Origin of the sequence: Picosynechococcus sp. PCC 73109 (genome assembly GCF_001521855.1) — a bacterium.
Lineage (GTDB): Bacteria > Cyanobacteriota > Cyanobacteriia > Cyanobacteriales > MRBY01 > MRBY01.
The window spans coordinates 1,180,151-1,193,897 of record NZ_CP013998.1; the positions used below are offsets into that span (position 1 = coordinate 1,180,151).

A 13,747-nucleotide genomic window follows, 5' to 3' on the forward strand; every position below is an offset into this window, starting at 1 on the left:
TGCCTGGGCAGTTAGACGCTAAAATTCTAACTCAACCTCTGTTTTGTCCCCCGTCCGGCGCTGATGGTACACATCAAGCAAATCGAGCTTTCCCACTTCAAATCCTTCGGTGGTACCGTCGCCGTGCCCCTACGTCCTGGTTTTACGGTGGTTTCTGGGCCAAATGGTTCGGGAAAATCGAATATCCTCGACGGCATTTTGTTTTGCTTGGGCCTCGCCAGTTCCAAGGGGATGCGAGCCGAACGATTACCAGACTTAATCAATCACAAACACAGCCAAGGGAAAGGTGCTGCCGAAACGGTGGTGTCGGTCACCTTTGATCTCAGTGATCTCGCCCAGCAATATCAAACGGAAGCCACAGAAGCCTCGGAATTAAAAGAATTTTTAGCGCAATTCCAGAGCCACGATTGGACGGTGACGCGCAAACTCCGGGTTACCAAAAGCGGCAGTTATGCCTCGACCTATTACATTAATGACCAGCCCTGCACTGCTACGGAACTCCACGAACAACTGAATCGCCTACGCATTTACCCCGAAGGCTATAACGTCGTGCTCCAGGGGGACGTGACCCGGATCATTACGATGAACGGGCGGGAGCGGCGGGAAATCATCGATGAACTGGCGGGCGTGGCAGAATTTGACCGCAAAATTACCCAGACCCGGGAAACCCTCAATGCAGTCAAAGAACGGGAAGAAAAGTGCCACATCATTCGCCAGGAGCTAGAACGCAATTTAGAAAAGCTGGCCGACGATCGCCTCAAGGCCGAACAATACCAACGGCTTAAAATTGACCTGGCCCGCCAGCAGCAGGAAGAAGTTCTTTTAACGTGGCGATCGCTCCAACTCCAGGAGGAAAAACTGCAACGGGATCTCGCCAGCAGCGCCCAGGAACGCACCCAGTTAACTCAAAATTTGAACGCTTTGGATGGGGAAATTTTTCAGACTGGCCAAACCCTAGAAAGTTTAAACGCGAAAGTAAAAGCCCTTGGGGAAGATGAACAACTTTCGGTTGCGTCCAAACTCGCCACCCAAAAGGCAAAACGGCACCAATGGGGCCAACGGCAAACGGAATTAGAGGAAGACCAACGGCGATCGCTCCAGCTCCACCGCCAACTTTTAGCAACGGTGCAGGTCAACCAACAACAACTCCTACGCCTCGAAGAAGAAAAACTCACCCTCCAGGAAGAAACCCTCCCCCAGCACCAGGCCGCCCAAGCCGCCGCCGCAAAGATCCTCCAAGACAGTCGCCACCGGGCCGATGAGTTAGCCAGTTCTTCGGAAGCTTGGGTACAAGAACAAGCCGCGATCGCCAAAGAAATTCAAGGCATCCAAGATCAACTCAATCCCCAACGCACCGAACAAGCCCTCCTCCAGGAACGCCTTAGCCAGCTCCAGCACAATATCACCAGCCAAACTGAGCAAATTACCCAACTCAGCGCCGATATCAGCCAACAGGAAACGGAATTAGCCACGACCCAAACGGAGATTACCCGTCAGCAGGAAACCATCCAAACCCTTGCGACACAATTCGCCCAACTGGAAGAAAGTCACAAACTCGACCAAGCAACCGGCGATCGCCTCCAACGGGAACAGCGGGACAAACAACGGCAACTCGATCAACTCGAAGCCCGTTCCCAGGCTCAACAGGAAGCCCAGGGCACCTACGCGACGAAGGTGATTTTGAACGCCAATTTACCCGGTGTCCATGGTTTAGTGGCTCAATTGGGCCAAGTGGAAAAAAATTACCAACGGGCCTTAGAAATTGCCGCTGGGGGTCGGCTCGGTTATCTCGTCGTTGAAGATGACGAAACGGCGGCGACGGGGATCAAACTTCTGAAAAATCAACGGGCAGGCCGGGCGACTTTCTTGCCCTTGAATAAAATTCGCGCCCCGAAATTGCCCACGAACACCATTCCCCGCTACGCCCAGGGCTTTGTTGATTTTGCCGTTAACCTGATTCAATGCGATCGCCGTTATCTGGATATTTTTCGCTATGTCTTCGGCAGCACTGCTGTCTTTGAAAGCCTCGATCTCGCCCGGAATTTTATGGGGCAAACCCGCATTGTCACCCTCGATGGCGAACTCCTCGAAACTACGGGGGCGATGACCGGGGGCAGCCTCTCCCAAAAATTGACCCTCCATTTTGGCAGCATGGCCACGGGGGATTCGGCGGAAATTATTGCTCTGCGGGAACGACTCGAAGAAATTGAGCACCTGCTGCGCTACACCGAAAATGCTCTCCTCGACAAAGGCGATCGCCTCCAGGATCTCAGTCAACAACTGACCCAAGCCCGCCAACGGGAACGGGAAGCCCAACTGCACCAGGCGCAACTCACGAAATCCCTCGAAAAATTGCGCCCCCAACTTGCCCAAACCCAACAACAGCAACAGCAGTCTCAAAACGAATTGGCGATCGCCGAAACCCACCTCGAAGATCTCACCCAGACAATTCCGCAACTCGAACAACAATTAGTAATCCAACAACAACATCTAGCCCAGCTCGAAGCCCAGCAAACTCACCGGGAGTGGCAAGAAATTCAACAGGAAATCAAAGCCCAGGAAGTCACCCTCCAAGCGGCTGCCCAGACCCTCAACAGCACCCAACGAACGATCCAAGACCGCGACGCCCAGCTAATTCGTCTCAGTGAAAAATTAACCAACGACGAACAACGACTCCAGGAAACCCAAACCCAACTAGAAGATCTCCAAGGCCAAATCGCTGTTATCCAAACCCAACTCGATCAAATTGATACGGAAATCCAAACCACTGAAACCCTGCTGGCGGAACTCTCTGCCCAGATGGGCGATGTAAAAAAACAACGGGATCAGGCGGAAATTCAGCTCAAAAATCTCCAAAAACAGCACCAAGACAGTCAATGGCGTCTGGAAAAACTCCAAACCCAGCGACAGGAACGGGCGCAACAGCTCGAAAAACTGCAACAGCACCTCCAAGCCCAAGAGGCCGAACTGCCGCCGGATCTTGATCCCGCCCATCTGATCCTGGAAGTAGTACCCGAAAAACTCGACCAAGCCCTCCAGGAGATCACAGAACAGATTGAGAAACTGCAGCGGGCCAGCCGTCGCACCCAAAAGAAAATCGAAGATCTCGAACCCGTGAATATGCTCGCCCTCAAGGAATATGAACAAACTCAAATTCGCCTTGGGGAGCTATCTGAAAAATTATCCACCCTCGAACAGGAACGCCTCGAAGTCTTGGCCCGCATTGAACGCTTTACCACGCGCCGCTTCCAGGAATTTAAAAAAGCTTTTGATGCCGTCAACGAAAATTTCCAAAAAATCTTTGCTACCCTCTCTGACGGTGATGGCTATCTCCAATTGGATGACCCAACGGATCCCTTTGCGGGGGGCTTGAATTTGGTGGCTCACCCCAAAGGCAAACCGGTACAGCGGCTCAGTTCCATGTCCGGGGGGGAAAAATCCCTCACGGCCCTGTCATTTATTTTTTCGCTCCAGCGTTATCGTCCCTCCCCCTTCTATGCCTTCGATGAGGTGGATATGTTTTTAGACGGGGCGAATGTGGAGCGTCTTTCTAAAATGATTAAGCAGCAGGCGGCCCAGGCGCAATTTTTGGTGGTCAGTCTACGGCGGCCGATGATCGAAGCTTCCCAGCGCACCATTGGTGTCACCCAGGCCCGGGGTGCCTATACCCAGGTTTTAGGGATTCAATTGTGATGCTTTTTGAGAACTTTGTCAGAGCTATTTTTAGTGCCCATTTAATAGACAATCACCTATCACTAGAAGGTAAAAATTAAGAAATCTGGATTGCGGAATAGGTATTTAAACTTAGCTGACAAAATAAGTCTATCTTTAGCTAGTTGCGCTTTTTGGAATATTGATAAATGTTTTCTTTGGTTTCGGTCTGTAACAATTTTCGCTGAAAACCAGAAGAAACGCTGTTATTTTACCCAAAACAGACAAAAAATCGATCCCCTGAGGAATCGACCCGAACGAAACAAGTTGAAAAGAATTTTAGTAGTTTATTATGTTGGGATCTATATATATCAGGTGATCCCTTGTTATATTTTCTGTAAAAGATTATGCCTGATGATTGCCAATCTCAACAGATTCGTAACATTTTTTTTATATTTATCGAGGTTTACTTTTGTGGCCTTTTGTAAAGGTTTGTTTCATGTCATCAAAGGAGGCCCCAAGGAATTTTGAAATCCAGACTTCGATATTCCGCACTGGGTTTTGGCGTGTCGCCACGAGGGGGTCAATCATCGGCTCCACCAAAATCGTAAATAAACCCAAGCGATTGCCAGCGAGGACATCTGTAAAAAGGCGATCGCCAACCATCGCCACTTCTTGGGGACGCAGATCCATGGCATCCATCGCTTTACGGAGCTTTTTCCGAGATGGTTTTTTCGCCCCGAACAAATAAGGTAACTCCAGGGATTCAGCAATCCGCCCAATGCGTTTTTGGCTGAGGTTATTACTCACGAGCCAAATATCCGCCACCCGTCTGACTTGGGTCACCCACTCCAGCACATCATCTGAGGCATAGCTCTGGCGCATCGAGACCAACGTGTCATCCACATCGAGGATCAAACCCTTTAAACGATGATGACGGATAATCTCTGGACTGAGATGCAAAATGGTTTTCCCTAAAATTAAGTTTGGCTCCAGTAGATTGGAATTAAATAGCGCCATAACACCTCAGTTGCTGTTGATTTCCAAGCTTTTATTTTAGCGGCTCACTTCCCGGTTTTCGGCTCTGGATCATCTGCAAACTTCCGCCTGCATACTGTTCCTGTTTATGGATTTCAAAGCCTGTGGTGGTGAGTTTTTCGGCTAAATCAGTTTTGATCAGCTGCCAGGCGGTCTCGGTCTCAAAGAGAAACATGAACGTATAGAGACTGGGAACGAAAAAAGGATTGGTCGGCTGGTGCAAATCGATAAAGGTAAAGATACCGCCAGGCTTAAGGACACGGTACACTTCTTGGAAAATTTGGCTCAGTTGCGTCGGGGTCATTTCATGGAGGGCAGCACTGGTATGGACTAAGTCAAACTGCTGATCCGGCAGGGGCATTTTTTCGGCAGGGGCAACGACATAATTCGCCTGGGGGACGTTTTTTTTCGCCCGTTCAATGGCGAGGGGGGAAATATCAAGCCCGGTGACGTCGTCGCTATATTGGGTGAGAAATTGGGTGGTTTGGCCAGCACCGCAACATAAATCGAGGATTTTTAGGGTTTTGTCTCCGGTTAAGCCCTGGAGAGCAAGGTTCCGAAAACGGGTCTCACCACCGACGGTTAGGGCCGCGAGGCGGGAAATGGTGTCGTAAAGCCATTGATAACGGTAGCTGAGAGTCCGGAGAAAGGTAGCCATGGCGATCGCCTCGGAAAAATATCGTCAAAAAATGCACAGAGTCCAGAACATAAGCTAACAAAGAATCCCCGCCGCTGCCGCGCTATTGCTGGATGCCTCCCTGGTGATAGAGGGCTGTGATTTCTCGCAAAAAATTAAGGCTCTGGGGGCCGGTCATCGAAACGGGCGAAAAGGTCTCTGAATGGGAATATTTCAGGATAATCTGCCGCACTTCGTCCTGATTATTCAGTTGCAAAACCTTCATCGACCAGATCCCAAAGTCGCGCTGGTCAATTTCTGAAAACTCGATTAATTCGGCGTTGGTGTGGCGCGAATCTAGCAAAATGCGATTGTAAGTTTCACTAATGGCCCGCCGACTCCCTTCCAAAATTTGTAAAAACATCAAATCGCCAAAGGCTAGCATCCCCGTAATTCCAGCTCGACGATTGTTAAACTCCGATTTTTGCAAAATTTCGATGAGATCGCGGTACTCTAGCTCGGCGATCGCCTGGCTAACGTAGATAAGTCGATAAAGCGCCATGGTTTTGTGTTTCCACCCCGAAATAACGTGTATAAGACTACCAAAAAAAATTCATCTCCGGCGGTGATCAAGAAGGCGATCGCCTTAGTGCCTTCAGGCTCAAGGACGGCTCTTGGGGAAATTGCAACCCCTGGAATTGAATAAAGCAAGGTCAATGGGGCAAAATCAGTAATGGTTTAGTTGTGTAGTTGAGATTTACCGTGACTATTTGGGAACTTGATTTTTATTCGCGCCCGCTTTTGGATGACAACGACAAAAAACTGTGGGAAATCCTCATCTGCGAAACCCCCACCCGCATCCAGCAGGATCCGACGACCCTTTTCCGTTACAGTGAATTTTGCAGCAACACCGATGTAAATTCGATCACCCTCAAGACGGCCATCGAAAAGGCGATCGCCACCTCCGGCCAAAGCCCCACCAAGATCCGCTTCTTTCGCCGCCAGATGAATAACATGATCACCAAAGGTTGCGAAGATGCAGGCATTCCCGCCGCCCCCTCCCGTCGCACCTATACCCTCATGACCTGGATCACCCAGCGGGAACAGGAAGTCTATCCCCAGGAAGCCAACTACGACGAGAAATCCGCCAAATCTAGCTCCGTCCAATATCCCGCCCTTAATGCGATCGCCCTCCCCGATGCCGTCCGAGGGGATAAAGGAGACAAATGGGCGATCGTTTCCCTCGAAGCTAGTGCCTTCAGTGATTTTGACGAATGGGACATTGCCTTTGGCGAACCCTTTCCCCTGACCCACCTCGACCCCACGACAAAGATCCCCGGTCTTTTGATTTTTTCCCCCAGGGCTGTCCCCCTCGCTGGTTGGATGTCTGGCCTCGAACTCGGATTTCTCCATCTCCAAAAAAACCCCCGCAGTAGCCTCGTCCTCGAAACAGGGGTGAGCGACAGTTGGATCGTCGCCGACCTACCCAACGCCCAAACCCTCAAAGAAGCAGAATCATTTGAAGCCGCCAAAAAAGCCGCAGCAGGAATTCATTTCCTTGCTATCCAAAAAAGCCCCGACGAAGAACAATTTGCCGGGTTTTGGATGCTCCAGGCATAATCCTTAAAATTCTTCCTTAGAAAAACAAACTTTACCTAGAAAGCGCTCTCTAATGGGCATCAGCCTTTAATTCCTCAACCAAGCGACTCAGGTGATCCACATCCGCATGGTACACCTCGTTGCAGAAATTGCAGGTGGCCTCTGCCCCGCCATCTTTTTCGATCATATCCAGCAACTCATCCTGGCCCAACATCTTCAGGGCACCCATCATCCGCTCAAAGGTACAGCCGCAGTCAAAGCGCACCATTTGTGTCTCTGGAAAAATGTTGAGGTCTTCATCACCGAGGAGATCCTGGAAAATATCATGGAGAGACTTGCCCTGCTGCAATAACGGCGTAAAGCCCGATAATTGCCCCAGCCGACTTTCTAGTTTGGCCACTAAGCTTTCATCACGGGCTGCTTTCGGTAAGATCTGCAGCAAAATTCCCCCAGCGGCAGTGACTCCTTCTGCGCCAACAAAGACCCCCACTAACAACGCCGAAGGGGTTTGTTCCGAGGTTGCTAAATAATGGGTAACATCATCGCCAATCTCCCCAGAAACCAGCTCTACCGTACTGGAGTAAGGGTAGCCCCGGCCAAAATCTTTTACCGCATAAAGAAATCCTTTGCCCACAGCGCCGCCCACGTCTAACTTTCCCTTTGCATTTGGGGGTAACTCCACGCCTGGATTTTGCACATAGCCCCGCACGGTGCCATCTGGGCCAGCATCCACCAATAATCCCCCCAGGGGGCCATCGCCTTTGATGCGCAGATTGAGGCGCGCTTCCTGTTTTTTCATACTTGAAGAAATCAACAGGGCCGAAGCCATGGTGCGACCTAGGGCAGCCGTCGCCACATAGGATAATTTATGGCGTTGTCGGGCTTCCTCAGTGAGGTTCGTGGAAATAACGCCCACTACCCGAATGCCATTGTCTGCTGCGGTACCGCGAATGAGTTGATCTGCCATAGGTCTAGGAAAAGTGAATTTTTGTAAATTCTATTATGGCAACTTCTCCGTCACAAAATCGTGGTGGGGGTCGGAGATTCTCGTTTTAGATTTAGGCCAGATTATTTCGCAATGCGGGTGGCAAAATTTTCTGCGCGGGTAGGGGAAAGGGCGCGGGCCTTGAGGATTGCCGCAGCAAGAAAAGCATAGGAGAAAACCCCCACCACCGCCAACAGGATACTACTGAAGGAGCCGACAGTATTCCAAAGGGCATGGAGTAACGAGGAGGTAAGGCAACCAATAATCAGGATCTGCACAGACTTTGAGGGCTTGAGGACACTGAGGCCGATGAAATAACCAAAATAACCGCTATAGGCCATGTGCCCAGCTACGGAGCCGAGGATTCTGGGAATGAGCAGTTGTAAACCGAGTAATTCCCCTGTGCCGGGATCGACTTGAAGGGAAACTTCGTTAATGATGTTGGGGACGTACTGACCGAGGGTTTCAATCAGGGTAAAACCGACGGCGGAGGCCGCTCCAAGCAAAATACCATCGAGGGGTTCGGTGACGCCAATTTTTTCGCGACGTTTCGGGCCAAATAGGTTGCCAATGCCCATGGCGACAAAAATAGGAATTGCCTTCAAAATTTCTTCCATCAGGCCAGCACCAAAAAACATGCCGACGAAGAGCCGACCCACGCCATCAGCGTCACTGATATTGCCCGGCAGAATGACTCGAAATACAAAAATGAATAAGTCAACAACCGGGGTAACTAACATGAGGGCTGTAAGGAAGCCGGAACCAAGTATAACGATCCAAGCTTTACGCTTACCACAGAGTTGGTAAATGTAGTAGAAAGCGGCCCCAGCAATATAGGTTCCCAGTAAAAAATTAAAGAGTCCAGGTGCGCCAATGGTGGCGAACATGAGGACGACAAAAATAACGGTGAGGATCCCCGGCACGAGATAGGCTTTGCTGGAGAGGTCTTTCCCGGTGGCGGCGATGGGAAAAAGTTGGGTCAGGGTGAGGTTGGAGTTGGGACTGACAATGGGGCCGGGGACAGGGATGTGGGAACCGGGATCGAGGGGAGCCTGGGGATTGTGGCCTTGGCTCTGGAGCTCAAAACTAAAGCTGGGGCCATTGTCTCCGAGGGTGAGGCGATCGCCTGCTTGCAGGATTCGTGAACCTTGTAACCGTTGACCATTGATAAAGGTGCCATTCGCACTGCCGAGATCAACGGCTTCCCAACCTTGACCCTGGGGACGAATCAGAACGTGGCGACGGGAGACAACGGTGTAAAGATTGGGGTTGAGGGCAATCTGGCAACTGGGTTCGCGGCCAATGAGAATTTCTTGACGATGATCAAGGGAAAAATCGGGCAGCAGTGGGGCTTGAACACCGCCAGTGGAAATTTGGCGCAAAATACCAGAAGCTTGCATCGTAATAATTTTTTTCTAAAACGCAAAAGACGGAGGAGCGCCCCGCCTCAACTTTAGTTATAACGATAGATTGCCGGATCTTAAAGATATTTTTGTAAATTGATACGGGCTGTTGAACGCCTAGTCTTGGTTGGCACGGGTGTCTTGGACGGCCCACAAAAAAGAAGCAATGGTCAGGGGAATACTGAGGGCCAGGATAATGGTGGTATTGGTCGCACCGAGATCGGGTTCGCCGGAACTGAGTTCAAACACGCAACCCACAGCGGCGATTGCAAAGACGCAGCATAGTAATAATAAAACACCACTTTTGGGGGTCATCGAAACCATAGTTTTATGCCTCAAAGATTTGGTTTAGGGGATTATAAAAAAGAGTGAGATAAGGGCAAAACAGAGGTTTCCTTTGAATCTATTCAGCGAACAACCCCTGTTTTGATGCCAAATTCTAACGTAATTTACGCGGTGACTTTCGCTCGCTTGTAGGCTTCGTCGAGAACTTCCGAGAGGGTCGGGTGGGCGTGGACGTTAAACGCCAATTCTTGGACGGGTTTTTTCTCGGCGATCGCATTGGCAGCCTCTTGGATCAGATCCGAAGCATGGATCCCCATAATGTGAACGCCCAACAATTCTCCGGTGTCCTTACGGTAGATAATCTTGGCGATGCCGTCGGTTTCTTTTTCAGCGAGGGCTTTAGAATTTCCCTTGAAATAGGTTTTAGCCGTGGCAATTTCAAAACCACCAGCAGCGGCGGCTTCCTTCGCTTGGGGTTCGCTCATCCCCACATAGCTAATTTCTGGGTGGGTAAACGCTGCTGCCGGAATCGCGGCATAGTCAACGGTCATGGCATTGCCGATCATATTTTCGACGGCCACAACCCCCTGGCCAGAGGCAGCATGGGCCAGCATCATTTTTCCGGTGGCATCGCCCACAGCCCAGAGGTGGGGTACAGGTTGACCGTCTTTGATCACCTGCATTTTGTCATTGACTTCAATGAAACCCCGGCGGTCTGTTTCTACACCAACGGCATCTAAACCGAGGTTTTTTGTGGCGGGGACGCGCCCGGTGGCGACCAGACAAGCATCTACTTCAAGATTTTCGACGACTTCTTTAGTTTTTGCGTCGGTGAGTTCGATCTTGACCGGAGAGCCAGGAATAACTTTCGTGGCAAAGACGCCAGTATAGGTTTCGATGTCGCGGCTATCAATTAAAGCGCGTTTTGCTAGTTTCGCAATCTCTGGGTCAAAGCCAGGCATCAGATCATCGAGGGCTTCGATCATCGTAATTTCGCAACCGAGAGCGGTGTAAACATCGGAAAATTCGAGGCCGATATAACCGCTTCCAATAATTGCGACCCACTGGGGCAGGGTTTCTAAACGGACTGCATCGTCGCTAGTGAAAACGGTTTTGCCATCGACTTGGATGCCGGGGGGGACAAAGGGTTTCGAGCCAGTGCAAATCATAATTTCTTTGGCGGTGATGTTTTTCACACCATCTTCGCCTATGACACAGACTTTCTGGACGCCGTCAATTTTTCCCCAACCGCGAATAATATCGACATTCAAACGCTTGAGGCTATTGGTGAGATCGCTTTGGATTTTGTTTACCAAATCGGTAGCATGGGCGGCGATCGCCTCACGACTAAAATCAACCGCACCAACATTAATGCCCATCTCGCTGAGGTGCTTCTGGTCGCGCATTTCCCGGACTTTTCCGGAGGCAGCCAACAGCGCTTTAGACGGAATGCAACCACGATTGACGCAAGTCCCGCCCATGTCTGCGGCTTCAACGATGGCCGTTTTTAGACCACATTTCACGGCATGGAGCGCGGCACCGTGGCCACCGACCCCCGCGCCGATAATCACCAAATCATAATCAAACTGTGTTTCACTCATGAAGTTTTAATGCTCTCACTCAGCCAATTTCCTTTTGTTAGCTTATCCTAATTGCCGTCCCCCACAGTCATCTCCCCCGCAAAACCGCAATGGGCGATCGCCTGTTGTATTTGTCGATCTCTAAGGGAAAAAAGCAGTGGGGTTATTCGGTCAATCAGGTTGAACCATGATGTTGCATTTCACACCCCAGAAGTTACTGGCCCTCAGCGTGGCCCTACTGCTGTTTACTTCACCGATGTCAGCGGCGATCGCCACACCCCTTGATCCTTGCCTGCTGCGGGAAGAAAGTTTTGGCTTCACCATCGATGACTATGCCATTGAGCACCAAGATTGGGCAATTCTCAATATTGCTGTCGATTTTCGCTACGTTGACCAACCCACGGCCCAGCGGTCAAACTACATTAATTTTGTGCCCCTTGCCGCTGAAATCGAACGTTTTCTACGGGAATACCCCAACGAAACAGATTACTGGGAAATTATGAACCGGAATTTAGCCGAATCTATTTTTGCAGACCATCCTCAGATGAGTGCCCTGAAAGTCAAGTTAGACATTGCCAAAAGTTCTGGGGAAGAACCCTATTCTCGCCATAGTGTTGTTTCTCTCACCCGTGATCAGGGTTGTCCCTTGACGCAATAAATCCAAAAGTGAGTATTTAACTTGTGGGATCTATTGCTTCCGGTGTGATGTCAATATTGAATACATTGAATACTTCAACAGCACTACCCACAATTCTTGATCGCTATATTCTTCCGCAGTTGTAGCCGTCATTATTTCAGGTCTAGGAGCCCCTGTTCCTTGAGCTTGGGCTGAAAGCGGAGGTCAATTTTGAGGCCCCGCCCGATTAGGTATTCTTTGATAGTTGCTTCCCGCTGGCGAGCATAGTTTTTCAGGTGTTTGACCATTTCTAATTCGGTGCTCTGCTGGAGGGCTTCCCGTGCTGCTGGGGGCAAATCTTCTTTAATGTCGATGGGTTGCGTCCAGAGGGATTCTGCCTCGCCGTTGCCGGGGGGGACAGTGCCATTTTCTGTTAACCAAGCAGCCCGCATTTCCTCTAGGAGAGTCCGGCTGGGGCGATCGCATTGAAAAATTTTCACCCAATGGCATTGTTCCGGACAACGAATAAGGTGCTGCTGCAAGCTTTTGGACACATCACGGGAATAACCGACATAGCAGAGGGTCTGACTTCCATCGAAGATTCCATAGAGGCCAATTTTGCCCCCCAGGGTCGGGGCGATCGCCCCATCAGCATCGATATAGGGCAAAAAGTCTAACTCAGCGAGTTTGGGCAAAGACATAGACAATTGGGAACAATGGAAAGGGGCATTACTATTGATCCTAGGTAAGGCCGTCCCCTGGAGAGCGGCGATCGTAAACATCCTTAATGGTTTTCTCTTCAACCTATGGCACAACCGCAGCATAATTTTCACCTCAGCCTCGAACGACGTTGGGTCGCTCCCGCCTATGGGGGTGGCATTTTATTTGTCATTGCCCTCTGTTTTTTTGGGGCCGCCACAAATACGATGGCGGGCTGGTTATATGTCCTCAGCGGTACGATCCTCGCCATTTTATGTTTAGGGGCAATCCTGCCAGTGCGAGCCTTGAGGCAACTTGAGATCTGGCGATCGCCCACGGCCCCGGTTAGCGTTGGGGAAGTTTTAAGCCTCCATCTAACCTTGACCAATGACAGTAAAAACGCCAAAACCCTCATTGCTGTCACAGATCAAATTTCGTCTGGCTTGGGGGCACCCCGGCGGACAGTGCTAGAAACTCTCTTGCCCCAGGAAAGTTTAGATTGGGTCTACGAGCTAGATGCCCAAAAACGTGGTGTATTTCAGTGGGAAGGGGTCGAGTTGCGCACCGCAAATCCTTTGGGCTTGTTTTGGTGTCGGCGGCAGCGTCCTGTGCCGGGCCGTGTCGTCGTTTATCCGCAAATTTTCCCCCTCAGTAGTTGCCCGATCATTGACCACATCGGCAGCGAAGACAGCACCAAATTTCAGAGTGAAAATCTCTATCAAAACGCCACCGAAGGGATGACGAAGGCGATTCGGAACTACCGGATGGGCGACCCAATGCGGTTGATCCACTGGCGCAGTAGTGCCCGCTTTGGGGAATTTAAGGTACGGGAGCTAGAAATCACCACGGGCGGCGAAGAACTGATTATTTGTTTGGATCATCATTTTGCTTGGGAGGCCGATAGTTTTGAACAGGCGGCCAGTGCGGCGGCGTCTCTTTATTTTTATGCCCGGCGATCGCAACTGAATGTGAAATTTTGGACAGCCCAGAGTGGTCTGCTCAACAGCCGCGCGACGATCCTCGAAGCCCTGGCCCGGATTAATCCTGAGCCATTAGGAGAAAATACGTCTCTATCCCGCCCGGAAGGTTCATTGTTATGGTTAACCCAAAACCCCCAAACGCTCCTGGAGCTAAACCCCGGCAACCGCTGGCTCTTTTTCCAAGGAGCGCCTGAACAAACGGTGACCGGGGGCCATTGTCCGGGTCTCATCATTAATCCCATCGATCCCCTACCCCAACAGTTACAACGGCAAAGCGATCGCCTTTTATCCTAGG

12 protein-coding genes are annotated in these 13,747 nt (G+C 50.6%); 4 read left to right on the forward strand and 8 right to left on the reverse strand.

Translation table 11 applies throughout. The features are described from left to right. Window positions 1–63 precede the first annotated feature (63 nt). Window positions 64–3,693: a chromosome segregation protein SMC gene (gene smc / locus AWQ23_RS05750; RefSeq protein ID WP_062433397.1), complete on the forward strand. Its 3,630-nt coding sequence runs from the start codon at window positions 64–66 to the stop codon at window positions 3,691–3,693. 414 nt (window positions 3,694–4,107) lie between these two features. Here smc and AWQ23_RS05755 read toward each other — a convergent pair whose 3' ends face one another. From AWQ23_RS05755 to AWQ23_RS05765, 3 genes are all read right to left on the reverse strand, one after another. Continuing rightward, on the reverse strand, window positions 4,108–4,671 hold the full coding sequence (locus AWQ23_RS05755; RefSeq protein ID WP_012306742.1) for a YqeG family HAD IIIA-type phosphatase: 564 nt from the start codon (window positions 4,669–4,671) through the stop codon (window positions 4,108–4,110). A 31-nt stretch (window positions 4,672–4,702) separates the two neighbouring features. After that, window positions 4,703–5,347: a class I SAM-dependent methyltransferase gene (locus AWQ23_RS05760; RefSeq protein WP_062433400.1), complete on the reverse strand. Its 645-nt coding sequence runs from the start codon at window positions 5,345–5,347 to the stop codon at window positions 4,703–4,705. Window positions 5,348–5,429: 82 nt separating this feature from the next. Continuing rightward, complete coding sequence (locus AWQ23_RS05765; protein WP_012306744.1) at window positions 5,430–5,867, reverse strand: BLUF domain-containing protein; 438 nt, start codon at window positions 5,865–5,867, stop codon at window positions 5,430–5,432. Between the two features lie 200 nt (window positions 5,868–6,067). Between AWQ23_RS05765 and AWQ23_RS05770 the strand changes: the two genes are divergently transcribed. Then, window positions 6,068–6,925, forward strand: coding sequence for a Tab2/Atab2 family RNA-binding protein (locus AWQ23_RS05770; RefSeq protein WP_030006234.1), 858 nt, complete (start codon window positions 6,068–6,070; stop codon window positions 6,923–6,925). 49 nt (window positions 6,926–6,974) lie between these two features. On the opposite strand, the gene hslO is transcribed toward AWQ23_RS05770, so the two are convergent. The 4 genes from hslO to lpdA all read right to left on the reverse strand — a co-directional run bounded on the left by hslO (window position 6,975) and on the right by lpdA (window position 11,178). Next, complete coding sequence (gene hslO, locus AWQ23_RS05775; protein WP_012306746.1) at window positions 6,975–7,871, reverse strand: Hsp33 family molecular chaperone HslO; 897 nt, start codon at window positions 7,869–7,871, stop codon at window positions 6,975–6,977. A 101-nt stretch (window positions 7,872–7,972) separates the two neighbouring features. Beyond that, window positions 7,973–9,289: a PrsW family glutamic-type intramembrane protease gene (locus tag AWQ23_RS05780; protein ID WP_012306747.1), complete on the reverse strand. Its 1,317-nt coding sequence runs from the start codon at window positions 9,287–9,289 to the stop codon at window positions 7,973–7,975. 120 nt (window positions 9,290–9,409) lie between these two features. Further along, on the reverse strand, window positions 9,410–9,607 hold the full coding sequence (locus AWQ23_RS05785; protein WP_012306748.1) for a hypothetical protein: 198 nt from the start codon (window positions 9,605–9,607) through the stop codon (window positions 9,410–9,412). A 134-nt stretch (window positions 9,608–9,741) separates the two neighbouring features. Further along, window positions 9,742–11,178, reverse strand: coding sequence for a dihydrolipoyl dehydrogenase (lpdA, locus tag AWQ23_RS05790; protein ID WP_030006237.1), 1,437 nt, complete (start codon window positions 11,176–11,178; stop codon window positions 9,742–9,744). A 166-nt stretch (window positions 11,179–11,344) separates the two neighbouring features. Between lpdA and AWQ23_RS05795 the strand changes: the two genes are divergently transcribed. Further along, window positions 11,345–11,815 (forward strand): hypothetical protein, encoded by a 471-nt coding sequence (locus tag AWQ23_RS05795; RefSeq protein WP_062433402.1) that lies wholly within the window; start codon window positions 11,345–11,347, stop codon window positions 11,813–11,815. A gap of 131 nt (window positions 11,816–11,946) precedes the next feature. Here the strand turns inward: AWQ23_RS05795 and AWQ23_RS05800 are convergent, their stop codons facing one another. Continuing rightward, a complete protein-coding gene (locus tag AWQ23_RS05800) occupies window positions 11,947–12,555 on the reverse strand; it encodes a GIY-YIG nuclease family protein (RefSeq protein WP_232308973.1) in 609 nt (202 codons plus the stop codon). A gap of 24 nt (window positions 12,556–12,579) precedes the next feature. On the opposite strand from AWQ23_RS05800, the gene AWQ23_RS05805 reads away from it, so the two are divergent. Beyond that, a complete protein-coding gene (locus AWQ23_RS05805; RefSeq protein ID WP_062433406.1) occupies window positions 12,580–13,746 on the forward strand; it encodes a DUF58 domain-containing protein in 1,167 nt (388 codons plus the stop codon). The last annotated feature ends 1 nt before the right edge of the window (window position 13,747 follow it).

Coding starts and splice junctions, on each gene's coding strand:
- smc (WP_062433397.1), top strand. CDS start 64: ATGGTACACATCAAGCAAATCGAGCTTTCCCACTTCAAATCCTTCGGT.
- AWQ23_RS05755 (WP_012306742.1), bottom strand. CDS start 4,671: ATGGCGCTATTTAATTCCAATCTACTGGAGCCAAACTTAATTTTAGGG.
- AWQ23_RS05760 (WP_062433400.1), bottom strand. CDS start 5,347: ATGGCTACCTTTCTCCGGACTCTCAGCTACCGTTATCAATGGCTTTAC.
- AWQ23_RS05765 (WP_012306744.1), bottom strand. CDS start 5,867: ATGGCGCTTTATCGACTTATCTACGTTAGCCAGGCGATCGCCGAGCTA.
- hslO (WP_012306746.1), bottom strand. CDS start 7,871: ATGGCAGATCAACTCATTCGCGGTACCGCAGCAGACAATGGCATTCGG.
- AWQ23_RS05780 (WP_012306747.1), bottom strand. CDS start 9,289: ATGCAAGCTTCTGGTATTTTGCGCCAAATTTCCACTGGCGGTGTTCAA.
- AWQ23_RS05785 (WP_012306748.1), bottom strand. CDS start 9,607: ATGACCCCCAAAAGTGGTGTTTTATTATTACTATGCTGCGTCTTTGCA.
- lpdA (WP_030006237.1), bottom strand. CDS start 11,178: ATGAGTGAAACACAGTTTGATTATGATTTGGTGATTATCGGCGCGGGG.
- AWQ23_RS05795 (WP_062433402.1), top strand. CDS start 11,345: ATGATGTTGCATTTCACACCCCAGAAGTTACTGGCCCTCAGCGTGGCC.
- AWQ23_RS05800 (WP_232308973.1), bottom strand. CDS start 12,555: ATGTTTACGATCGCCGCTCTCCAGGGGACGGCCTTACCTAGGATCAAT.
- AWQ23_RS05805 (WP_062433406.1), top strand. CDS start 12,580: ATGGCACAACCGCAGCATAATTTTCACCTCAGCCTCGAACGACGTTGG.